The organism is Collinsella sp. LCP19S3_F2, from assembly GCF_052121015.1.
GTDB lineage: Bacteria > Actinomycetota > Coriobacteriia > Coriobacteriales > Coriobacteriaceae > Collinsella.
The window spans coordinates 112,039-135,162 of record NZ_JBQKFA010000004.1 but is presented as its reverse complement, the minus strand read 5'-3'; the positions used below and the strand labels follow the sequence as shown (position 1 = coordinate 135,162).

Sequence of the window (23,124 nt, the reverse complement as noted above, 5' to 3'; positions counted from 1 at the left end):
CTCGCCCACCCGTCTTCGCCCCGAAAGGATCACTCATGGCAAAGAAACCCGATTCGTTCTACTTTGACAACTACGTCGCCTGCGCCGACTTCGCCGTTCAGGCAGCCGAGCTGCTCACCAAGATTTTTGAGAACTTTGACCCCGCGCAGATCCACGACATGCTCGAGAAGATGCATGCGATTGAGCATGCAGCAGACAAGAAGCACCATGAGCTCGAAGACGCCCTGCTCACGGCCTTTATCACCCCGCTTGAGCGCGAGGACCTTAACCTCATGAGCTGCTCGCTCGATACCGTGCTCGACCGTATTGAGGGCGTCGTGCAGCGCCTCTACTTCACCAACATCCAGAGCATCCACCCCGATGCCATCGTGATCGCCCACAAGGTGACCGACGCCTGCCGCGCCATGAAGGACCTGATGGTCGAGTTGCCCAACTACCGCAAGTCCAAAACGCTGCGCGAGCTCGTCATCCAGATCAACACCATCGAGTCCGAGGCCGACGAACTCTACATCAACGCCATGCGTAACCTGCACGTCAACGGCAAGGACCCGCTCGAGGTCATCGCCTGGCGTGACGTGTACGCCTTCTTGGAGTACTGCGCCGACTGCTGCGAGAATGTGGCCGATGTCGTGGATTCGATTGTCATGAAGAACAGTTAATTGGGGGTACGCGTCCCACCGGCGAAGGCCCGGCACCTATTTGCTTTCTCTCTCCGGCTGCACGGCAGAGTCGTTCGAAAGTAAATAGGTGTCGGGCCTTCGCCTTGCGTACCGCCATTGGGAACCTTGGCTGATGATTTGAATTCAATGGGGGTTTGGCTGATGCGGCCTTTTATACCTGATTGAATACTTTGGAACTGCACCGAGCGTTTAGGTGGATGGTGCTTTGGGTACCCTTTATTTTACTTTGGATTTGTTTGCTGACTTTGGAAGGTTTGGTTATGGGGTATTTGGATCTGGCTCGGTCTCGGTATTCTTGTCGTTTGTTTGAGGATCGTTCTGTTGAGCAGGCTGTGGTGGATACCATTGTTGAGGCTGGACGCATTGCTCCTTCTGCTTGCAATAATCATCCAACCCGTGTGATGGTGTTGGATACGCCTGAGCTTCTGGAAAAGGCAGCTGCTTGTCAGCCTCGGTTTGCTCGTGATGGGTCCATCTTTGGCGCTCCGCTCATCTTCCTCGTTTGCAGCGTTACCAACGATGCTTGGGTGCGTCCCTATGACCAGATGAACTCCAGCGCTATCGACACCTCGATTGTTTGCGATCAGATGATGATGGAGGCCGAGGAACAGGGCCTGGGAACGTGCTGGGTATGCCATTTTAAGCCCGAGCTAGCCCGCGAGCAGTTCAACCTGCCCGAGGGCGTTTATCCCTACCACATGCTCGTCTGCGGCTATCCCGCCGACCATATCGCCGACCCCGAGCATCGCGAGGCCCGCACCATTCCCCTATCCAATTTCCTCCTCAAGTAGTTTTTGGCCCATGCCCTAAAATCTACCTTTTACCGCTCAAACGTTCGCCGAGTTCTGCCCTATCGCACGCAGAGCTCGGCGTTTTGCTTCCCAACCCGTATACAGCTACAAAAAAGGAGCTCGCAAGCGCGAGCTCCTTTTAAGAGCTAGATTGTAGTTTTGGCGCTAGTCCAGGTCGTCCGCGGCAAAGTTGTCAATCGGGGCGAAGGGGTCGGCCACGGGGACAACCGGATCAGCGACAGGCAGCGGCTCGGCGGCAGGCATGGTCACGGCAGGAGAAGCCGCGGAACCGACCGGCGTAGAAGCCAGCAGATCGGCCGGGAAGGAATTCTGAGCATCGTCCATAAAGTGCTGAATGAGCTTGAGATACTCGGCCTTGAACTCCTCGCGGGAAGCCTTCAGACGGTCAATCTCCTCGAGCTCGGCCTGCTTCTCGGTCAGGGCCTGACGGATGACCTCGCGGGCCTTGGCGTCGGCCTCGTTGCGGATGCGGTCAGCATTCTCGTTAGCGTCGTTGACAATCGCCTCGGCGGTCTGCTGAGCCGCGATGAGAGCGGCGGAAATCTGACGCTCCTGAGCGGAGAAATCGGGAGCGGGAGTAGCGGCAGGGGCAGCCTGAGCGGCAGAATCCTGGGCCTGCGCAAGCTGAGCCTGCGTATCGGCAAGCTGCTGCTCGGTGGCGGTCAGGCGACCCTTAAGATCAACGATCTTGGCAAGCATAGCGTCGACCTCGGAGGACAGGGTCTCCAGGAAGACGTCGACCTCGGCGGGATCGTAGCCGCGCTTGGCCTCAGAGAAGGTCTGAGCCTGGATGTCAGCAGGGGTAATAGCCATAACAAGTTCTCCTTTATCATCGCCTTGGCGCTAAGCGCCCGACATAGGTTACTGAGCCAGTCCTATACGAGTATACCTATAAGTAGCTGCAGAATCAGCTTCTGCACCAACTGCAACGCAATAATCGCAACGACCGGTGAAAAATCGATACCGCCCATCGGCGGCATAAACCGGCGAAACAGGTTGAGCCAAGGGCCGCAAACGCCGTCGAGCACCGCCGCGATATCCTGTAGCAAACCACCCTGCTTCATGGGAATCCACGTCATAAAGCAGTAGACCACAATCAACGTGGAATAAAAATTAAACAGCGTGTTGACAAGCTGAACGATGGTGTAGATGTTGATGGGAATCTCCTCACCTTGTCTTTACTTGAGATAGCCGTCGGCGCGAAGCTTCTTAAGATCCGAATCCTTGACCTCGCAGCCGGCGGGCAGCACCATAAACACGCGATCGCCCACTTCTTTGACCGAAGCGCCCAGGCCGCAGGCAAAGCCATAGCTAAAGTCCAGGACGCGTTTGGCGACCTCGGTGCGAACGCCCACGAAGATCAGCGCGACAGGCTGCTTGGTACGCACGCGGCGCACGACCGTCTCCACGTCGTCATAACTCTCCGGACGAAGAACGTAGGCCGGCAACTGAGGCGTGGCGTTGATGATATTGCTCGCATAGGCAGAGGCATCGCTCGGCGTTGAAGCAGGAGCGGGCACAGCGGCAGCGCGGACCCGAGCGTTCTCGGCGTAGCTTGACGGCGTGTCATAGGCGCCGGGACGATAACCGCCCGCAGCGGCATCCTGAGAGCGCGAAGGCGGATTGTACGTCGTAGCGTGACGGGAGTCGTCGCCGATCAGTTGACCGGAACGCGTGTACACAGCAACCGACTCAGCCTCTCCGCGGCGTGTCTGCCCCAGCAGTCCATTGCTCGGTTCATCTTGCGTGTAGAAGCCCTCGCCCGAAGCACCGCTGTAGCCGTTGTTCTGATAGCCGTCGTCATAGCCGTCATCGTAACCGTAATCATCATCCTGGCCATAACCCTGGTCATAACCCTGCTGGCCGCCTAGGTGCATTTTATTTTTAATTTCGTCAAGGAAACCCATGGTTGTGTCCTCTCACGGTCTAATGCAGGCGCTCTGACAATCAGCGCGCACTTCAGGCTCTTATTTTACTTCAAACTCCGGGCTAAATACTACCCTGCCCAGGCGAACAAGCGTCGAGCCTTCCTCAAGGGCAGGCTCAAAGTCCTCGCTCATGCCACAAGAAAGCTCAGGTAGACACAGATCGGGTTGTGCCGTCTCCAGCTCATCCCTCAACTCACGCAGCCCGGCAAAGGTGCGGCGCGCCACATCCTTATTCCCCCGGGGCGCCATGGTCATAAGCCCCTGCACACAAATTCCCTCAAGCTCCGCAAGCTCGCCGGCGGAGGCACGAATCTCATCGGGTGAAAAGCCGCCCTTGGACTCCTCGCCGCTTACATTAACCTCTATCAGCACCCGCTGAGGAGCAGAAAGCTCGCCCGCCTCAATCTTGCGGACGGCACGGCTCGAGATAGCCTGCGCCAAATGAAGCGACCCCACCGAATGAATCAGCTCGGCCGCACCCAGCACCGCATTGATCTTGTTGGTCTGAAGATTACCGATCATATCGAAGCACACCTCGGGCAGCTCCGGATGCTCCGCCAGCCCCGCAAGCTTGCGAACAAGCTCCTGCGGACGGTTCTCGGCAAAATGACGATACCCTGCCTGGATAGCGGCAACGGTCTCATCGACGCCAACGGTCTTGGAGACGGCAATCAGACGTGCGGCATTGTGTGGACGGCCCGCGCGATCGAGTGCGGCATAAAAGCGTTCGAGAATCTGCTCGCGGCGAGCGCGCATCACGTTCAAATAATTATCCATTGCCAATCGCCTCCGCAGACAGACGTACAAGTAGTCCCATGCTAACGCAAGAGCGCGGCCCTGCATGTGCAAGGCCGCGCTCACTTAGGTATTTACAATCTTTCGACGAACGGAGCTACCCTACTCCTCGTCATCCTCGGTATCGTCCTCGTCCTCGAGGTGCTCGAGCAGGTAGCGAAGACCCTCGCTCACCTCGTTAGCGGGCACCTTGGCAACAAAGCGCGCATCGACAGCGGGCCTCATGATGACGCCCTCGCCCGAAGGTACGCGCATGCTCTCGAGCTCATCCTCATCCGTACGGGCGATATCGCCGGCGTTCATGCGCTGGCCGGTCAAAAGGAAGGTCAGACGGCAGGCGGCATCGATGGAAATCGAGGCGATGCGATCGAGGTAGCGCGAAACCATGATGGCGCGGCGCAGATCGTCATAGTTGCTGTCGTCGTCCATAAACTCGCCCGCGTCCATGCGGTTGAAGGTACGGAAGAACTTCTCATAGGCCGCATGCACCGGCTCGTCCTCGACGGCCAGGTTGCAGATGATGGACATATCGTTGGTGACGAGCGCGGAAAGCGACGAGCCCAGCACCTGGTATACGGCTTCGGCCTCGGCCTCAACCGTACCGACGAGCTCCTGGGGCAGCGAGATATCGGCCTTGACCATATGACGCGTGGCGCGGCAGATCTGGCGAACCTTATCGGTCATGCGCTGCAGGTTAAAGTCGACGTAGATGATTGTCTGCAGCAAGCGGAAGTCGGAGGCGACCGGCGACTGCGTAGCGATCAGGTTGTAGCACACGGCCTCCAGGTTGGCGCAGCGCGCGTCAATCGAAAGCGTGCGCTTCTTGGTCTTGGTGGCGAGCTTGCGGTCGTCGGTCACATAGGCCTTCACGGCGTCGTGAAGAGCCAGGTCTACAGCCTCGTAGATGCTCAACATCTCGTGACGAGCCTCGACGAGCTGACGGGAAAACAGTTTGCGCATGGTTCACTCCAATCAGTTGGGTGCGGTCATGCCGCCCGCACAGTGAATACGCACCGGACCAGGTCCGATCGGCTTGGGACTAGTCGCACCGATCAGCCAAAGCGGCCGGTGATATAGTCTTCCGTCCGCGAATCCACCGGGCTGGTGAAGATCGCGTCGGTTTGACCATACTCGATGAGCGTGGCGGGCTCGCCGGCAACCTCCTGCAAGAAGAAGGCGGTGTAGTCGCTAATGCGAGCTGCCTGCTGCATTGAATGTGTGACGATGATGATCGTCATCTCGGGCGCCAGCTCGGCCATCAGATCCTCGACCTTGGAGACGGACGTGGGGTCGATGGCGGAGCAGGGCTCGTCCATCAGAAGGACATCGGGCTGCACCGCGAGCACACGCGCGATGCACAGACGTTGCTGCTGACCGCCCGAGAGCGCCAAACCATCCTTGTTGAGCTGATTGGATACCTCTTTCCAGAGGTTGGCGCGCTTGAGCGATTCTTCCACGATGTCATCGAGGTCGCTTTTGCTAGTCACGCCCTGCAGACGAGGGCCAAAAGCAACATTCTCGTAGATGGATTTAGGGAACGGGTTGGGCTGCTGAAAAATCATGCCCACGCGGCGGCGAAGGTCGACCGGGTCGACGCCCTCGGCATAGATATCGTTGCCGTCGAGCGTCATGGTGCCCTCGACGCGCGTGCCCTCGATAAGGTCGTTCATACGGTTGATACAGCGCAAAAACGTCGATTTACCGCAGCCCGAAGGGCCGATAAACGAGGTAATGGCGTTTTTGGCGATGTTGAGGTCGAGACCCGTCAGCGCATGAAAGTCACCGTACCAAAAGTTGAAATCCTTGGCCGTGATGGCCGCTTGCTCCAGCGTGGGAGCGGACTGATAGACGGACATGGGACTCCTTAACTAGCGGCGTTTGCGCGACAGATAACGCGCAAACAGGTTGAAGGCCAGAATAATCGCCATCAGCAAAAGCGCGGTGCCGTAGGCTGCGTTCATGTTGATGCCGTCATTGGCAAGCAGATAAAGGTGAACGGTCATGGGACGGCCGGAATCGAGCGGCGAAATAGGCAGGTTGATGGCCTGGCCCATGGTGTAGAGCACCACGGCGGTCTCGCCGATGGCGCGGCCGATGGCAAGTACGATGCCGGTGGCGATGCGGCCAAAAGCCGAAGGAAGCACGATCTTGGAGACGACCTGCCACTTGGTGGCACCCAGGCCATATGCGCCCCAACGGATATAGCGCGGAACGGCGCGGATTGCCTCCTCGGTGGTACGCATGACAATGGGCAGCATCAGAAGTGCGAGCGCCAGGGCGGCCGAAACCATCGAAAGACCCAGGCCCATGGCCTCGACAAACAAGGCGTAGCCAAAAAGGCCCATAACAATGGAGGGCACCGAGGCCAGGGCATCGGCAGCATAGCGAATGATGTCGACAACCTTGCCCTGCTTGGCATACTCGGCCAGATAGACCGCAGCCAAGACGGCAACCGGCGTGCAGATGAGCATGGCGAGCGCCGTCACGTAGACGGTCGAGACGATAGTGGGCCAAATGCCGCCCTCGGCGTTTACGCCCTGCGGCCAGCCAAAGATAAAGTCGAGCGAGATGTGCGGCAGACCGTTGATAACTACATAGGCGATGATGGCGACCAGCACCAGCGTGGTGATATAGGCCGCGGCACGAAACACGCCGAGCATAATCTTGTTGGACAGATCCTTGTTGATGCGGCCCTTCTTACCATGGGAAAGGGCACGCTTGATGCGTTCGCGCGACGAGGTCGTATCGACCGTCGTGTCAACGGAATCGGACATAGCCTACCCCCTCTTCTTCTTGGAAATCAGACGGACGATGCCCACCAATGCGGCGGAAATGATAAACAGGACCACGCCCATGCCAAACAGAGCCGAGCGGTGCAGGCCCGAGGAATAGCTCATGTCGAGCGCGATCTGGCTCGTGAGCGTCGAGATGGGGCTCGAGATGCTGTCCGGGATGACCGGAGCGTTGCCAACGACCATGAGCACGGCCATGGTCTCACCGATGGCACGACCCATGCCCAAGACAATCGCATCGACGATGCCCAACTTGGCTGCAGGCAGCACGACCTTGTAGATGGTCTGCCACTTGGTGGCACCCATGGCATAGGATGCCTCGCGAATGCCCATGGGAATGGAATTGAGGGCATCGATGGTGAGCGTGGTGATGGTGGGAACGATCATGATGGCGAGCACGAACCACGCCGTCAGCGCACCAAAGCCAAGACCGCCGGTCAGCTGCGCGATAAACGGACGGATGATGACCATGCCAAAGAAACCGTAGATGATGGAGGGGATACCCGCCAGCAGGTCGACGGCGGGGCTGATGAGACTGCGCACGCGCTTGCCGGCGATCTCGACCAGATACACGGCCGTGCCCACACCCAGGGGCACACCCATGGCGAGCGCACCGACCGTCACCAGACCAGAGCCCGCCAGCAGCGACATGATGCCGTAGTGGCCCTCGGAGGGCGCCCACGTAAAGCTAAAGAAGTCCGCCAGACCGATGTCGGTAAAGACGGGCAACGCCGAGTACGTGGTAAAGACAAAAATCAGGATGACGGTGACGACCGCCAAGAACGCGCAAGCAAAGAAGATCCACTGCAGCGCCTTCTCTTTGAGATAGGTGCTGCGCGACACCAACGCCAACTCACGCTTTTTGGGCGCCTGAGCCTCTCGCTCAATCTGGGGGGTTTCCTGTGCTTCCATGCTACTCACTCCCCTTTCCGTCGTTGGTGACGGGAATAAAGCCCGCCTCGCGAATCTGCTTGTCCATCTTCTCCGACGTCACATAGTCAATGTAGTCCTGTGCACGCTGCGAAGGCGTACCCTTCACAAAGAAGTAAAGGTCGCGCGAGATGGGATAGCCGCCACTTGCGACCGTCTTCTCGGATGCCTCGACATGGTTGACCGAAACAGCCTTAACCGAAGTCTTAGCGTTGAGGCTCTCGACAAAACCCAGCGAGATGTAGCCAATAGCACCACGTGAACGGGACACGACATCGCGCACCTGGCCCGTGCCCGAAAGAACGGCAGAGCGACGATCGAACGGCGTGCCGTCCATCACGATGGTACGGAAGGCCTCGCGCGTACCGGACGCCTCATCGCGGTTAATAACCTGAATCTTCAGGTCCTCTCCGCCGACTTCCTTCCAGTTGGTAATCTTACCGGCGTATATGTCACGAAGCTGCTCGGTCGAGAGGTTGTCGACCGGATTATCGTCGTTCACGATGACTGCGATGCCGTCGTGCGCGATTACAATCGGGGTCAGGCCCAGATTCTGCTCGTCGGCATTGAGGCCACGAGACGAGCTGGCGATGTCAGCCGTGCCGCTGCTGACGGCCTCGATACCGGCAGAAGAGCCAAGGCCAGAGACGAGCACGTCGGTGCCGGTCTCCTCCTTAAAGCCCTCGGCCGCAATCTCGGCAATGGGAAGGCAGGTGGTCGAGCCGGCCACGGTGATAGAAGACGTGGAAGATCCCGAGGAGCAGGCACACAGCGTAAGCGTGAGCACTGCCGCGCTTAGGACCGATGCGATCTTTCTCATAGCATCACGCCGATCGCAGCATGGCGCCCACAGGTGCCGCCCTCGTTGCGGTAGGAATAAAAGCGGTCGTTCTGACGAACGGTGGAGAGCTTGGTGTCCACAATGCCGTTCGCTTCGACGCCGGCGTCCATCAGCGCCTCGCGAATGGCGGCGGAAAGATCGAGCATACGAGAAGCGGCAGCATCGATGCACGCGAACTCGGAGGCAAAGCGGTCCATAAGTTCTTGGGACACCTCGTACTCGTCACCCAGGATATGGGGCCCAATATAGGCAGAGATGTCGTCTGGCTTGCAGCCAGCCGCCTCGCAGAGCGCTTGGCACGCCTTGGCGGAAATGCGCGCAATCGTGCCCTTCCAGCCAGAATGCACCACGGCAAAGCCGCCGGGAGCCACCAGCACAACGGGAACACAATCGGCAAAGCAAAGCATCACGGGCACCTCATGCGCCGTGCAGACGAGGGCATCGCAGCCCTCGGCAATCTGCTCGCGAATGTTCTCGAGATCATCGGCGCCGTTCGAGGTCACCGTCACGACATTGTCACCGTGTACCTGATTGGGGACAAGCAGGTTGTGCTCGCACTCGGCGGCACCCATGGCCTCGAGTACGCGGCGACGATTTTCTTGAACGGCAAAGGGGTCATCGCCAACATGCGAGCCCAGATTGAGTGAGGAGTACGCATCTTCGGAAACACCGCCAGTGCGTTCGGTGAAGGCAAAGCGGACATCGTGCGTCGCGCCCTCTACCAACGTAACTCCATCATGGTCGACACGCGAAACGTTGTCCGCACGTGCTGCCATACTAAAGCCTCCTAATAACACGAGTATCGCGGCCAAGCCGCAGCAGTCCGTGCCATACGGCTGCCATACTTCTACAAAAGGATACCCGCAGCGGTAGGAACCAAACGTAAGGGGAACGTAAAGAGATTGGAGACTTTCGTTTACAAACGAGAAACAAAACGGGGTGCATCCAAATGGACACACCCCGTGCAGGTCGTTGAGAAAAACGAACTAGAAGCTACCACGCTTAAGGAAGTCGGGAAGCTCAAACTGGTCGTTACCAAAATTGGGAAGCTCCGTACCGCCGACATTGCGGGTCGGGGCAGACTGAGCCGAGCTTGCAGCGGGAGCGGTACGCTGAGGCTCGACAACGGAAGCCTTGCTCTGGGACTGCTGGGCAGCGAAGAGCTCGTCCTGACGGTTGACATTAGAGTCGGAGAAGCCCGTAGCGATAACGGTGATGCGCACCTGATCGCCCAGGGACTCGTCGACAACGGTACCGAAGATGATGTTGGCCTCGGGATCGACGGCGTTGGCGACAACGTCGGCAGCGTCGCTGATCTCTTGGATGCCCAGATCCTTGGAGCCGGCGATGGAGAGCAGGACGCGCGTAGCACCATCGATAGAGCTCTCGAGCAGCGGGCTGGAAATAGCCTGCTGGGCGGCGTCGACGGCACGGGTGTCCCCAGAAGAAGTACCGATACCCATCATGGCGGTGCCGGCCTGCTTCATGATGGTCTTAACATCAGCGAAGTCCAGGTTGATGATGCCCGGGACGGTGATGAGGTCGGTGATGCCCTGGGTGCCCTGGGAAAGGACGCCATCGGCAATAGCGAAGGCCTCGAGCATGGTGGTCTTCTTCTCGGCGATGTCGAGCAGTTTGTCGTTAGGGATAACGATCATGGTGTCGACGCAATCGGAAAGGGTCTTAATGCCCTCTTCGGCGCTCTTCTTACGCTTGCGGCCCTCGAAGGTGAAGGGCTTGGTCACGACGGCGACGGTCAGCGCACCGACCTCGTTCATCGCGATATCGGCAACGATGGGAGCGGCGCCGGTGCCGGTGCCACCGCCCTCACCGCAGGTGATGAACACCATGTCGGCGCCAGCGAGTGCCTCGGCGATGTCATCGCGGGACTCATCGGCAGCCTTGCGACCAACCTCGGGGTTGGCGCCAGCGCCCAGGCCGCGGGTAAGGTCGGTACCGATGTGGACCTTGATATCGGCATCAGAGATCGCGAGCGCCTGAGCATCGGTGTTGATGGCAACAAACTCGACGCCACGAATGCCCTCTTCGATCATTCGATTGACCGCGTTGGTACCGCCGCCGCCGACGCCGACCACCTTAATGACGGCAAGGTAGTTGTTGATCTCTGTCTCGTGCATGTCGGTCCTCCGAACAAAGGTTATAGCCATAGCATGGGTTGACCCCTGCGCACATTAACCTTCAGGTTGAAAGTAAATGCAAAGGTAAACCGTATTATGTTTGCACATTATGAACGTATCAGTCAAATAATTGACCGTGAAAACCAAACAAACCAGATAAACGGCGTGGTATGGCCCCTCAACAAAGCCACGCACCGACGCTAAGCGGTCGGTGCGTTTCTAAACGTATAGTTGCCGGGAGACCGAACGTTGATGTAGGTTACGCCCTCTACCTGCGACAGAAGCTTGGTCACGACGCGTTCCTTCTTGGCGATATCATCAGAATCGCCCAGCGAGACCTCAACGCCATTATCAAGATTCGCCGAGATGGCCTCGACCGAAGGTATAGAAATATCCTTGATCTGCGCCAAGAATTCGCCGGAAAAACCACGCACGTAATCCAGGCCCGCTTTAACGGCCTTGGAAGAAACAGCCCGCCCCGAGACCGGCTCGACATCAGCCGAGACATCGGTAAGCAGCACGGCCCCGTAGTGCTTGGCCAGCGCCAACGCAGCATCGATACCGCTCAATGTGTTGGCGCCCTCACCCGAGGTGACGACATTTCCCTGGTCGTCCACCTCCACAGAGGTCGAAAGCGGTGCGATCCAGGTGTCATCGTCGCCGATGGCCCAGGCAAGATCGTCGGAACTTATATAAGCGATCGCGGTGACCTTGCGCTCCGTCGGCGTAATGACGAGCGTGTGGGGAAACTGCCGTTGAACGTCCACGCCCGAAACCCACGGGTTCTGCTTGAGATCTTCGGTAATCTGGTCGGGATTTACGTTGAAGAGCGATGTGTTCTCGGGCAGACTGATCAGCTGCATGGCATCGTGCTTGGTCACATGCTCACTGCCCTCGATCTGAATATCGGTAGCGGCAAACAGGCCGGAATTGATAACGACGATGGCAACGACGGCAAGCACGGCCACAGCCGCCAAGATACCGCCCACGATTTTGCCCTTGCCCTTAACGGCAGAGGCGGCCTCGGACGTCTTACTCGCCATGGCGCCAAGCGACGACAGCGGATTGATACCCTTATTTGTCGCAGGTGCCTTAGTGGCGGGCACCGACGTCAACGAGCGCGGCTTGGCAGCGCCCAACGTACGACCGGGATGCGTCGCTTTAGCCCCCAGCGAGGGCTTGGGCGTCACTATGGGGCGAGAGGGCTTGGCACCCATCGCCGACTTAGACGTCACCGAGGGGCGCGGAGCCGGGTGAACCGTCTTTTTTGCGGCAGGGCGTCCACCAAGTTGCGAGCCGACGACCGGACGTTTGGCGGACCGTACGGATCCAGCGGGCTTGGAGGACACAGGGGGCTTGCGTTGAGGCTGGACGGGTGCGCCGGAACGCCCTCCGGCGCGGCGGAAGGTAGGTTTCGATGCTCTAGAAGCCGAGGAATTTGACTTCCGGTCTGAGCTCGATGCCATACGCCTCCCTCACCTTTCCGTGCACATGCCTGATAACCGCGGCCACGTCATCGGCCGAGGCGGTACCGTTATTAACGATAAAATTAGCGTGTACGGGCGAAACTTCCGCACCGCCAACCGAAAAACCCTTTAATCCACAATCCTCAATCAGCTTGCCAACGCTCGCGTCGGGTGGATTGCGAAAGACCGACCCGCAAGAAGCGCGACCCATGGGCTGCGTGCGTTTGCGCCTCGTCAGGTACCGCTCCATACGATCGCGAATGTCGGCCTTAGGCGCAGGCTTGAGCTTAAGCACGCACTCGAGAATAATCTCGTTACGCGGCAGGCTGCACTCACGGTAGCCCCAGGCAATCTCGGACCCCGCATAATGCTTAATGCCGGATGCCGGGTCAAACGTGACCACATCCTCGACAAGCGAACCTATCCACTCGGTACGCGTACCGGCGTTCATAGATACGGCGCCGCCGACCGAGCCGGGGATGCCAACCGCAAACTCAAGGCCCGAAAGCCCGCGCGACAGGGCATCGTTGACCAAACGTGCGAACATAACGCCCGCGCCAACGGTCAGCGTGCAACCGTCCTCGGCAACAACGGTGCGCTGAAACTCACGCCCCAGCGAAATGACGGCGCCGCGATAGCCCGCATCGGCAACGAGCAGATTAGATCCCTTGCCGATAATGACCCACGGCACCTGCTCACGGTCGAGCACTGCCACGGCACGACGAAGGGCATGATAGCTATGGCACGTCACGAAGAGGTCGGCCTTGCCGCCGATACGATAACTCGTATGACGCGCAAGGCGTTCATCCTCGACTACATCCGTGTCGATCATGCCCGAAAGCGCCATGACGGCGTTAAACAGACCCATAGGGGCTAAGCGTCTTTCTTGGCAGTCAGATACTCGATGAACTCAGGGCCAACGGTCGTAACGTCGCCGGCGCCCATAGTAAGCAGCAGATCGCCCTCACCTACCATCTTCTCGAGCTCACGATTGAGCTCGAGACGGCTGGAGCAGTACACGACCTCCTTGCCAGGGTGCTTGGCGCGCACAGTGTCAGCGAGCATCTTAGAGGTTACGCCCGGAATCGGCATCTCGCCGGCAGAGAACACATCGATGAGCAGCAGCTTATCGGCATTGGCGAAGGCATCGGCAAAGTCATCGCACAGCGCCTGCAAACGCGAATAGCGGTGCGGCTGGAACACGACGTCAACATGCTTATAGCCCAGCGACGAGGCGGCGGCAAGCGTCGCCTTGATCTCGGTGGGGTGATGGCCGTAGTCATCGACCACGGTGATGCCGTCAATATCGCCCACATGGGTAAAGCGGCGGCGAACGCCCTCAAAGCTCGAAAGCGCCTCGGCTGCGGCGTCGACGTCGAGACCCAGGACATGGGCAACGGTTAGCACTGCCGTGGCGTTGAGCATGTTGTGGCGACCGGGGTTGCTCTTGATCTCGACAGCATGCTCGGTCCCATCCTCAAAGCGAACGGTAAAGTCGCTCTGAATGCCCTTGACATCCGGATGTACGCAGACGACGTCGTTGGTTTCGGCAAAGCCATAGGAAAGCACGTGGCGACCCGTCGACTTGGCGAGTTCGACCAGATGCGGGTCCTCACCGCAAACGATGACGGTACCGCTCTCTCCAACCAGGCCCATAAACTTGGCAAAGGTGGCCTCGATCTCCTCGATGCCCGAGTAGTGGTCGAGATGGTCGGCCTCGACGTTGGTCACGATGACCACGTTGGGGTTCAGGAACAGGAACGAGCTGTCGGACTCATCGGCCTCGGCGACAAAGTAGTCACCCGAGCCGTTCTTTCCGTTGGTATCGTAACCCTCGACGATACCGCCGATCAAAAAGCTGGGATCCAGACCCATGCGGTCGAGCATGGTGGCACACATCGAGGACGTCGTGGTCTTGCCGTGCGTACCGGCAACAGCGATGGTGGTGTAGCCGTGGCCCAGAGCCGAGAGCATCTTGGCGCGGGGCCACACAGGAATACCGAGCTCGCGAGCACGCACAAGCTCGGGGTTGGACTCGGGAATAGCGGTAGAGACCACGACCACGTCGGGCTTGACCTCATCGATCGTGGCGGCCTCGTGGCCCACATGAACCTTCACGCCAGCACGGGTAAGCTGACGAATGTAGCGCGAGGTCTTAAGGTCGGAACCGGTAACGGCATAGCCACGCTCGTGCAAAACGAGAGCGATGCCGCTCATGCCGGCGCCACCGATACCGATAAAGTGGGCGCTCTTGAACTCGGGCGCGGAGGTTGCAGTCTGGGAATCAGCCATGTGCTCGTGTACTCCTTGCGTAAACACTGCCTGTAACCCGTTAACTGTACCGCACCTACCGCATCCGCGCGAGCGCAAGCTCGATATCCCGTCTAACTAACGCAAACCCTCTACCGCATCGGCCAAAAGTGCGGCGGCGCGGTCCTGAGCCAACCCGCGCGCCGCCTGACGCATGGCATCGCGCGCTGCGGCGTCATCGACCAGATGCAGCAGCTCCTCGGCAAACGCCGGAGCATCGATATCGGCATCGGCACAAAGCACGCCGGCACCGGCATCGACCAGATAACGCGCATTGGTCGTCTGGTGGTCGGCCGTGGCATGCGGATACGGCACGAGCACCGAAGGCACGGCGAGGGCGGCAATCTCGGCCACGCTCGAGGCGCCGGAGCGCGAGAGCACCAGGTCAGCTGCAGCTAGCATGTCGCCCATGTTGTCAATGTAGGGCTGGACGCGATAGCGCTTCATCTCATCGGACGTCAGCGCCAAAGCACGCTCGGTGTCCTCAAAGCCGTCGGCTCCCGTCGAATGCAAAATGTAGAGATTCTCGCGGGTCAGCAGCTCACTCTTGAGCGAGGCTACGCGCTCGTTGAGATGCTGAGCACCGAGCGAACCACCAAAGACGAGCAGCAGCACAGCGTCCTCGGGCACGCCAAGTGCCTCGCGGCCGCGGGCGCGATCGCCCTCAATGACCGAGCGGCGCACCGGATTACCGGTCATAAGCACATGCTCGGGGTCGCCCGCGCGCTCAAAGACAGAGCGCGCAGCCGGCACCGAGATACACACGCGGGCGGCATGGGAGCTCATCATCTTATTGGCCAGGCCCGGAACAGAGTTCTGCTCGTGCAGCAGATACGGAACGCCCGCATCCTTGCACCAGCCCAGCAGCGGGACCTCGACGTAGGCACCAAAACCGATAGCCGCATCGGGCTTGCCAACCTTTGAGAAATGGCTGGCGAGCGAGCGCTTGGCCTTATTGACGCGCCACAGCGAGCTCAGCGCGGTCCAAGGACGGGAGCGGTCGAAGCCCGTGACCGTGATAGGTACAAAATCGAACCCGGCCTCGGGAACCAAACGACCCTCGAGCTTGTGCGACTGGCCCACGAACACAACATGATGTCCGCGGTCGCGCAACTCCTCAGCCAAGGCAAGCGCAGGGTTGATATGTCCCGCCGTGCCGCCGGCTGCGATAGCAACGGTCATCTTATCGGTCATGAAAATCCCTTCGTACGCGCGGTCCCTGATCGTCGGTGCGCAGACGCGCCGATGGGTCCGAATTCAAATTGATTCGATTATATCCGCCGCCCGAGCTTCGGGGGTTCGGGCGTTGGGGACGCCCCTGCGGAGCCGTTCGCGGGCGCGGACGAGCCGCCGGCTCGGACGCAGAGCCATCCAAGACGGTAAAACCGTTGCGCGAAGGGCGATCGCCGCGCACATGGGGCACGCCGGCGGTGCTCTCGTCCATAACGGCAAAGCTCTCGCGGCGACGGTCGTACTCATCACGACGGGCGCTCTCGTGCGAGACGCGCAAGATCAGCCCCGCAAGCATAAGCGATACGATAATCGACGAACCGCCGTAGCTGATAAACGGCAGCGGCTTACCCGTCATGGGAAACACGTTGAGGATGCCCAGCGCATTGATCAAAAACTGTACCGCGAGAATGACTGCGGAACCCGATGCCATGAGCGCTCCGCGACGGTCCGCAGCCTGCTCGGCAATGCGAAACGCTGAGTAAATCAGCATCGCAAAGACCAAGAAGAGCAGCACGGTCCCGACAAAACCGACCTCCTCGCCGATAATGGCCAGAATATAGTCGTTGTGTGCCTCGGGCAGATACGAGTACTTCATGGTGGAGTTACCGATGCCACGGCCGAACAAGCCACCCGAAGCAAACGCCATGATGGCAAGCGTTGCCTGATAGCCATCGCCATACTCGTCGGCCCAAGGGTTCAGGGCAACCTGAACACGCACCATGCGGTACGGCTCTGCAACAAGCGCAAACACACTCACGACAATGACGAGAATGATCACGCCGATGATAAACTTGGGGTCTAGGCCCGCAAATAACGCCATACACATGAGGGTCAGCGAGATGATCAAGACGGTGCCATAATCGGGCTGGATAAAGATCAAAAAGAGCGAAATGCCCAAGTAGACGACCATCTTGCGAAGGAACTCGTTGATGTTGCCACCGGGCGAAAAGAAACGGTCGAGTATGATGGCCGAATACGCGATGGCAAACGGCTTTAAAAACTCAGACGGCTGGAACTGAATACCGGCGATGTTGAGCCAGCGCGTGGCGCCACGGCTGCCACTGCCGACAAGAAATACCGCAAACAGCAAGAGAATCATGCCCATAAGGAAAACCCTAAGTACATCTTCCCCAAACCAGCTGTCCGGCAAGACGCGAACGATCGCAACCATGGCAAGCACGCCAACCCCGGCAAAGGTAGCCTGTCGAACCAGGAAATACGTCGCCGAGCCGTTCTCGTGCAATGCCTCGACCGATGACGCCGAGTACACCATCAGCAGACCAAAGCACACTAAAGTAAACAGGCACGCCATGAATATCAAACGAGGGCGCATGATGCGGGCGGGGACGCCGGCAATATAGCGTTCGCTGAGCGTCTGCCCGCCGCGACCGGAACGCGGCGTACTGCGCTGCGAGGAAGCACGGTCCGAGTCGGGCCTCCTCATACCTTGTCGGGGGCTCTCCTCTCTCACCGGCGGCCCCTATTCCATTTGCGATTTCGCTGCGGCGGCGAGCTGGGCCACGTAGTCCTTAAACACGCGGCCGCGCTCCTCGTAGCCCGAGAACTCATCGAACGAAGAACAGGCGGGAGAAAGCAGGATCACGTCGCCTCGGCTCGACAGCGAACGGGCAACGTCGACGGCGTCGCGCAGGTCGTCAGCCTGAGCGATATCAACGTCACCATCGACATCGGCCTCGTCCATAGCGGCGGTAAAGCGCTCGCGCGCATCGCCAAAGCAGACGACCGATCGCACGTTGTCCATGACAACGCGGGCGAAGGACTCGAGTGGCGTGCCCTTATCGTGACCACCGAGCAGCAAGATCACGTCGTCGTCGGGAAACGCCGTCAGGGCCTTTTCGACCGCATCGGTGTTCGTTGCCTTGGAATCGTTGACGTAGCGCACGCCATCGATCTCGCCACAGGGCTCAACGCGGTGCTCCAGCGGCTGGAATGAGGCCAGGCCGCGACACACACCGTCGACATCGGCACCGACGGCCAGGGCAGCCGTGGCAGCGCACAGGGCATTGATGACATTGTGATGTCCGGAGATTTTGAGCTCGGACGTGGCGATGAGCGGGGTCTCGACGCCCTTCAGGCGAATGATCATCTTGCCATCGCGCACAAATGCGGCGTCCTCGCCCGCAGGCTCGTCAAAGGCGACCTTGCAGATGCGACGACCCGGCGTGTAGACATACTCATCGAATTCATGGATACCGGCATCCTCGACGTCGATAACCACAAGGTCATCATCGACCATATTCTCGAAGAGCTTAATCTTGGCGAGCGCATAGTTCTTATGGCTCTTGTGCCAGCCCAGATGGTCGGGGGTAATGTTGAGCAGCACCGCCACACGGGGGTGAAGCTCCTGGGTCGTTGCGATCTGATAGCTCGAAAGCTCAGCTACAAACCACTCGTTATGCGCGCGGTCGTCGATTTCGTTCACCGGAGGCTCACCGATATTACCGACAGCAACGCTCGCCTCGCCCGCTGCCTTAAGCAGGTAGTCGGTCAGCGACGTGGTGGTTGTCTTGCCGTTGGTGCCCGTGATGGCGATCCAATTTTGGGGAGACAGACGGTAGGCAAACTCGGGCTCACCCATGATCTGGGCAGCGTGATCGTGGCCAGCCTTAAAGAATGCCGAGAACTCCGAGATGCCCGGACACGTCACGCATACATCAAACGCGCCCTCGACCTGCTCGGTTCCGTAGACAAACGATACCCCGCGCGCCTCGAGCGAGCGCGTGGCATCATTGGGCTCGGACGTGCCGCCACCGTACACGGTAACGGTACTCACGCGCTCGGGGTGCGCAAGCGCCCAGCGAGCGACATCTAGACCGGACTTACCCTGGCCCAAGACGAGCAGGCTAAAGGAATCTGCAAGAGGCATGAAAAACCACTATCCCAACTGGAAAAACAGGGCAAGGCCCAGAGCGCCAAAAGCGGCAGCGACAATCCAAAAACGGATGACGACCTTAGTCTCGGCCCATCCCTTCTTCTCGAAATGATGATGAATGGGCGCCATAAGGAAGACGCGCTTATGCGTAAAGTGGAAGTAGACGACCTGAATCATGACCGACAGGGTCTCGACGATAAACAGGCCGCCGATGATGAGCGAGACGACCTCGGTGTTGGTCATAATGGACGTGCAGGCAAAGGCTGCACCCAAGGCAAGAGAGCCGGTATCACCCATAAAGATGCTCGCCGGATAGCAGTTGAACCAAAGGAAGCCCAGGCAAGCACCAGCACATGCGGTACAGAAGATAGACAGGTTTACGTCACCGTGCAAAAACGCCATGGCAGCCATGGCAAGCATGGCAATCATGGAGGTGCCACCGGCAAGGCCGTCCAGGCCATCGGTCAGGTTCACTGCATTAGAAAGACCGGCGATCATCAGCCAGCAAAAGACGATATAGAGCCACGGAAAGGTAAGGCCACCAATGGTGGTCGAGAAGATACCGAGGTCAATCGTCAGACCGCCGGGAAAACGAATCTCGGGGGCAACGCCGCACCAGCTGACGGCAAGCACGGTAAACGTGACGCAGATAATGGTGAGACCGATCATCTTGGCGTGGGGCGTCAGGCCGAGCGAACGACCGTGCGTGACAGAGGTCAAATCGTCGATAAGGCCCAGAACGCCGGTTGCAAGCGTGGCAAGCAGCACGAGCACAAGCTCGGTGGTGAGCTTGCCCATCAAAAGGCACGTCAGCGAAACGGCTACGAGAATGACAACGCCGCCCATGGTGGGCGTGCCCTGCTTAATCAGGTGGCGTTTGGGTCCATCGGCGCGGACCTGCTGGCCGATACCCTCGACCTTAAGAAGCTTGATCCACCACGGCATGAGCAGCAGCGCAATGGCGGCGGCGAGGCCAAGTCCCAAAAAGGCCTGGTATGTAGGATACGCGGGGTTCCCGAACATGGGCTAGCACACACCTTCCACAAAGCGGTCGAGCTCGACAAAGCGAGAGCCCTTGACCAGCACAACGTCATGTTTCTCAAGTGCGCCGGCCATACGGTCGAGCACCTGCTGATAATCGGAGAACACCTGGATGCGGTCCTCGTCCATGCCCATCATGCGCGCGGCTTCGGCCATACGAGCGGCCAGCTCACCGCCCACGCACGCCAGCATATCGAGCTTCTTAGCCGCGGCATAGGCGCCCACCAGCTCATGCATGCGGGGGGCCTCGTCGCCCATTTCGCCCATCTCGCCCAGAATCGCCATTCGAGAGCCAGAACACGAAAGCGAGCACAGCAGGTCAAGGCCAGCAGCCATGGATTCGGCGCTGGCGTTATACGAGTCGTCGATAATGCGGGCACCGCTCTTGGCGTGTTTGATCTCCTGACGATGACCGGTAATCGCGATACCCCTAAAGGCAGCATCGATCTGCTCGGGGGTCACACCCAAACGATAGGCAACTGCGGCGGCCTTAACGGCATTGGGAACGGACTGGACGCCGGGAATGGCGAGCATGGTGTCAACGGACTCACCCATACCAAAGTCAAGCGTAAAGACCGGGCGGCCCTCATCATCAATGTGAATGCCGCGGGCGCAAACCTCATCAACATCCGAAACACCCGCCAGCATCACGTCGATACCCGCGGGCTCGGCAAACGTCTCACGAATGAATGGGGTGAAGTCGTCTTCGCCGCCCAAAACCAGCAACGGGAGAAGGTCGTCGGCGGCACACATGCCCCCAACAATCTCGGACTTAGCGCGGGCGATATTCTCGCGACTTCCCAGGATTCCAATATGAGAGGTGCCGATCTTGGTCACGATGGCAAGGTTGGGATTGGCGGACCGAGAAAGGCGCTCGATCTCGTGAAAATGGTTCATACCCATCTCGAGAACCAGCACCTCGGTGTCGGCAGGAGCGGCCAAAACCGTGAGCGGCATACCGATCAGATTGTTAAAATTACCCTTGGTGGCCCAAACGCGATAGCGCTTGGCAAGCACTGCCGCAAGGACATCCTTGGTCGTCGTCTTACCGATAGAGCCGGTAATACCAACCACTAGGCAGCCAAGCTGCGTGCGATAGGCATGTGCCAGGCGCAGCAAAAATTCCTCGGGATCATCGGTGTGTAGGATGGCGCAGCCCTTACGCTGAGCCAGCGATACAAGCTCGGCGTTGGGCTCGCGCGTCATCACAACAGCGCCGGCGCCCGATTCGATGGCGCGGGAAGCAAAGTCGTTGCCGTCGACTTTTTCACCCGGAAAGGCAACAAAAATCGTGCCTTCCTCAACCTGGCGCGAGTCGATAACGCACCCATGGCATACCCGATCGGCTTCTCCCGTCACGGTTCGGGCCCCTGTTGCGGCCGCGAGGTTGTTGACGGCGATCTCTATCATTGCAGCTCCCCTGTAAACCTAATAATGCTATCGGCGTATTGTATCCCAGCGCCGCGCATGCGTGGTGCAGGGCATGTGAACACCCTCCAGATTAATCGACAGCCCTTTTCAGGATTGTAACCCCCTACTTGGTGCGTGGGATACCCAACACATCGAGCGCGTTAGCCATAATGACCTGGAACGGCACGGCAGCAGCATCCGAACCGCTCGGCGTTCCGTCGAGCGTGATATAGCACAAAACCTTGGGTGCTTGCGCCGGGGCAAACCCCATAAAGGACGACATATAGCTCGCTTTGAGGTAGCCGCCTTTTTCATCGGCGCGCTCGGCCGTACCGGTCTTACCCGCCACGTCGTAACCGTCGACGGCGCCCCCGACACCCGTGCCCTCGGAAACGACCGTCTGCATGCACGATATCACCTGGGCGGCGGCGTCCTCAGAAATCGCCTGCTCGCCCTCGCCCCAGTCCTTCTCCTCGCCTTTGCTGGATTTATAAAAGTGCGGCGTCATCATCACGCCGTCGTTGGCAATGCCACCCACGGCGCGCGCAATCTCGATCGGCGAGACAGACAGCGCTTGGCCAAAACTCATCGAGCCCAACGTGGCACCGTCATACTGGTCACGCTCCTTGACAATGCCAAGGCTCTCGCCGGGAAAATCGATGCCCGAACTGTGTCCAACGCCCCATTTGTCCACGTACGCGGCAAAATCGTCCGCGCCGATCTTATGCCCGACCAATACAAAGCCAACATTGGATGAGCGGCGCATCATCTCGCGCACATCCATGGTCATGGCGTAGTCACGCTTATCGGCATCGGTGACGGTATCGTCGCCGACCTTAATGCTCGCCGGCACCTCAAACGACGTACTCGAGCGCACGACGCCCAAGTCGAAACCCGCACCTGCAACGAGCGTCTTAAAGACCGAACCGGGTTCATACGCATCGGTGACCAAGCGCAAGTTCATATCCTCGGTCTTGGCGTTCTCCAGATTGGTCGGGTCGTAGGTCGGATACGAACAGGCGGCCAGAATCTCGCCGGTAGTAGGGTCTGTCACCAAAGCCGAACCGTTCTTGGCTTTGGTCTTCTCGACCGCCTCCGCCAGAGCGTCCTCTGCTGCACGCTGGATATTGACATCCAGCGTCGTCACGATGTCAACGCCATCGATGGCGGCGACTTTTTTATAGGCGCCACCCGCAATATAGCTATCGTCCCTCGCACGCTCTCGTACCAGCGTGCCGTTTGTTCCGGTCAGCAATTTGTCATATTGCTTTTCAAGGCCCGTTAGGCCCACGTTGTCAACGTTCACCACGCCTAGAACCTGCGAAGCCAGATTGCCGTATGGATACACCCGCTTCATCGCCTGCTCAAAGAGCACGCCGGGCAGATTTTTCTTCTTCAATGCCGCGGCATCGTCCTCGTCCACCTGGCGCTTGATATACACCCAGGTGCCATCGGACTGAACCAGCTTGCGGCAAGTCTTCTTATCGATTCCAGTCGCCTTAACCAAGGCCGATACCGTTTTATCGACATCCTCGATCAACTGTGGATTCACGGCGACATTGCTGCACTCGACCGACGACGTCAGCACGTTGCCGTTTCGGTCGTAGATCGTGCCGCGTTTGGCGTAAAGCGTCTCCGCAAGCAGGCGTCGAGCATCGGCGCGCCCGCGCAACTCATCGGCATTTACGATCTGGTAGTCGGCAAGGCGAATGGCGCCCGCAGCCAGGCCCAAACCGATACAACCCATGACGGCATTACGGCGAGGCAATGGCGTCCCCGTAAGCCATTCGGTCGAAGATCGTCTATTCGATCTGCTATTGCGTACTTGAGGGTCATCCGAGCCGCGAAGGCGCGA

At 59.0% G+C, this 23,124-nt stretch carries 22 protein-coding genes; 2 read left to right on the top strand and 20 right to left on the bottom strand.

Translation table 11 applies throughout. The features are described 5' to 3' along the window. Positions 1-35: 35 nt before the first annotated feature. Together ACTQX9_RS04970 and ACTQX9_RS04965 are read left to right on the top strand one after the other, a co-directional pair. Complete coding sequence (locus tag ACTQX9_RS04970) at positions 36-659, top strand: DUF47 domain-containing protein (protein ID WP_427719219.1); 624 nt, start codon at positions 36-38, stop codon at positions 657-659. A gap of 281 nt (positions 660-940) precedes the next feature. Continuing rightward, positions 941-1,471 (top strand): nitroreductase family protein, encoded by a 531-nt coding sequence (locus ACTQX9_RS04965; protein ID WP_441056180.1) that lies wholly within the window; start codon positions 941-943, stop codon positions 1,469-1,471. 165 nt (positions 1,472-1,636) lie between these two features. Here the strand turns inward: ACTQX9_RS04965 and ACTQX9_RS04960 are convergent, their stop codons facing one another. The 20 genes from ACTQX9_RS04960 to ACTQX9_RS04865 form a co-directional block, all read right to left on the bottom strand. Next, positions 1,637-2,305: a DivIVA domain-containing protein gene (locus ACTQX9_RS04960; protein ID WP_441540645.1), complete on the bottom strand. Its 669-nt coding sequence runs from the start codon at positions 2,303-2,305 to the stop codon at positions 1,637-1,639. 62 nt (positions 2,306-2,367) lie between these two features. Then, positions 2,368-2,613: a YggT family protein gene (locus ACTQX9_RS04955; protein WP_427719264.1), complete on the bottom strand. Its 246-nt coding sequence runs from the start codon at positions 2,611-2,613 to the stop codon at positions 2,368-2,370. Positions 2,614-2,670: 57 nt separating this feature from the next. Next, on the bottom strand, positions 2,671-3,399 hold the full coding sequence (gene sepF / locus ACTQX9_RS04950) for a cell division protein SepF (RefSeq protein WP_154515266.1): 729 nt from the start codon (positions 3,397-3,399) through the stop codon (positions 2,671-2,673). Between the two features lie 60 nt (positions 3,400-3,459). Further along, entirely contained in the window at positions 3,460-4,197 is a 738-nt protein-coding gene (locus ACTQX9_RS04945; RefSeq protein ID WP_441540644.1) for a YggS family pyridoxal phosphate-dependent enzyme, read from the bottom strand. A 120-nt stretch (positions 4,198-4,317) separates the two neighbouring features. After that, positions 4,318-5,175 (bottom strand): phosphate signaling complex PhoU family protein, encoded by an 858-nt coding sequence (locus ACTQX9_RS04940; RefSeq protein ID WP_427719211.1) that lies wholly within the window; start codon positions 5,173-5,175, stop codon positions 4,318-4,320. 92 nt (positions 5,176-5,267) lie between these two features. Then, positions 5,268-6,071, bottom strand: a complete 804-nt coding sequence (gene pstB / locus ACTQX9_RS04935) for a phosphate ABC transporter ATP-binding protein PstB (RefSeq protein WP_089571588.1) — start codon at positions 6,069-6,071, stop codon at positions 5,268-5,270. A gap of 12 nt (positions 6,072-6,083) precedes the next feature. Then, entirely contained in the window at positions 6,084-6,989 is a 906-nt protein-coding gene (pstA, locus tag ACTQX9_RS04930) for a phosphate ABC transporter permease PstA (protein WP_427727613.1), read from the bottom strand. Positions 6,990-6,992: 3 nt separating this feature from the next. Further along, on the bottom strand, positions 6,993-7,919 hold the full coding sequence (gene pstC, locus ACTQX9_RS04925; protein ID WP_427719203.1) for a phosphate ABC transporter permease subunit PstC: 927 nt from the start codon (positions 7,917-7,919) through the stop codon (positions 6,993-6,995). Position 7,920: 1 nt separating this feature from the next. Beyond that, on the bottom strand, positions 7,921-8,757 hold the full coding sequence (locus ACTQX9_RS04920) for a phosphate ABC transporter substrate-binding protein (protein WP_441540643.1): 837 nt from the start codon (positions 8,755-8,757) through the stop codon (positions 7,921-7,923). Next, the gene (locus tag ACTQX9_RS04915; RefSeq protein WP_427794145.1) at positions 8,754-9,554 is read right to left on the bottom strand and encodes a polyphenol oxidase family protein; all 801 of its coding nucleotides are present in this window, start codon (positions 9,552-9,554) and stop codon (positions 8,754-8,756) included. Before ACTQX9_RS04915 ends, ACTQX9_RS04920 begins: the two co-directional genes overlap by 4 nt. A 210-nt stretch (positions 9,555-9,764) precedes the next feature. Continuing rightward, positions 9,765-10,916 (bottom strand): cell division protein FtsZ, encoded by a 1,152-nt coding sequence (gene ftsZ / locus ACTQX9_RS04910; protein WP_427719199.1) that lies wholly within the window; start codon positions 10,914-10,916, stop codon positions 9,765-9,767. 200 nt (positions 10,917-11,116) lie between these two features. Continuing rightward, positions 11,117-12,265 carry an FtsQ-type POTRA domain-containing protein gene (locus tag ACTQX9_RS04905; RefSeq protein WP_427727621.1) on the bottom strand — a complete coding sequence of 383 codons (1,149 nt, stop codon included), beginning with the start codon at positions 12,263-12,265 and terminating at the stop codon, positions 11,117-11,119. A 73-nt stretch (positions 12,266-12,338) separates the two neighbouring features. Beyond that, positions 12,339-13,250, bottom strand: a complete 912-nt coding sequence (murB, locus tag ACTQX9_RS04900) for a UDP-N-acetylmuramate dehydrogenase (protein WP_441540642.1) — start codon at positions 13,248-13,250, stop codon at positions 12,339-12,341. A gap of 5 nt (positions 13,251-13,255) precedes the next feature. Further along, entirely contained in the window at positions 13,256-14,674 is a 1,419-nt protein-coding gene (gene murC, locus ACTQX9_RS04895; RefSeq protein ID WP_427719194.1) for a UDP-N-acetylmuramate--L-alanine ligase, read from the bottom strand. A gap of 96 nt (positions 14,675-14,770) precedes the next feature. Continuing rightward, the gene (gene murG / locus ACTQX9_RS04890; RefSeq protein WP_441540641.1) at positions 14,771-15,886 is read right to left on the bottom strand and encodes an undecaprenyldiphospho-muramoylpentapeptide beta-N-acetylglucosaminyltransferase; all 1,116 of its coding nucleotides are present in this window, start codon (positions 15,884-15,886) and stop codon (positions 14,771-14,773) included. Beyond that, complete coding sequence (ftsW, locus tag ACTQX9_RS04885) at positions 15,876-17,369, bottom strand: putative lipid II flippase FtsW (protein WP_441540640.1); 1,494 nt, start codon at positions 17,367-17,369, stop codon at positions 15,876-15,878. Before ftsW ends, murG begins: the two co-directional genes overlap by 11 nt. A gap of 36 nt (positions 17,370-17,405) precedes the next feature. Beyond that, positions 17,406-18,812, bottom strand: a complete 1,407-nt coding sequence (murD, locus tag ACTQX9_RS04880) for a UDP-N-acetylmuramoyl-L-alanine--D-glutamate ligase (RefSeq protein WP_441540639.1) — start codon at positions 18,810-18,812, stop codon at positions 17,406-17,408. A gap of 9 nt (positions 18,813-18,821) precedes the next feature. After that, a complete protein-coding gene (gene mraY, locus ACTQX9_RS04875; RefSeq protein ID WP_441540638.1) occupies positions 18,822-19,841 on the bottom strand; it encodes a phospho-N-acetylmuramoyl-pentapeptide-transferase in 1,020 nt (339 codons plus the stop codon). A 3-nt stretch (positions 19,842-19,844) separates the two neighbouring features. After that, entirely contained in the window at positions 19,845-21,269 is a 1,425-nt protein-coding gene (locus ACTQX9_RS04870) for a UDP-N-acetylmuramoyl-tripeptide--D-alanyl-D-alanine ligase (RefSeq protein WP_441540637.1), read from the bottom strand. A gap of 124 nt (positions 21,270-21,393) precedes the next feature. Beyond that, a complete protein-coding gene (locus ACTQX9_RS04865; protein ID WP_441016675.1) occupies positions 21,394-23,016 on the bottom strand; it encodes a peptidoglycan D,D-transpeptidase FtsI family protein in 1,623 nt (540 codons plus the stop codon). Positions 23,017-23,124: the final 108 nt, after the last annotated feature.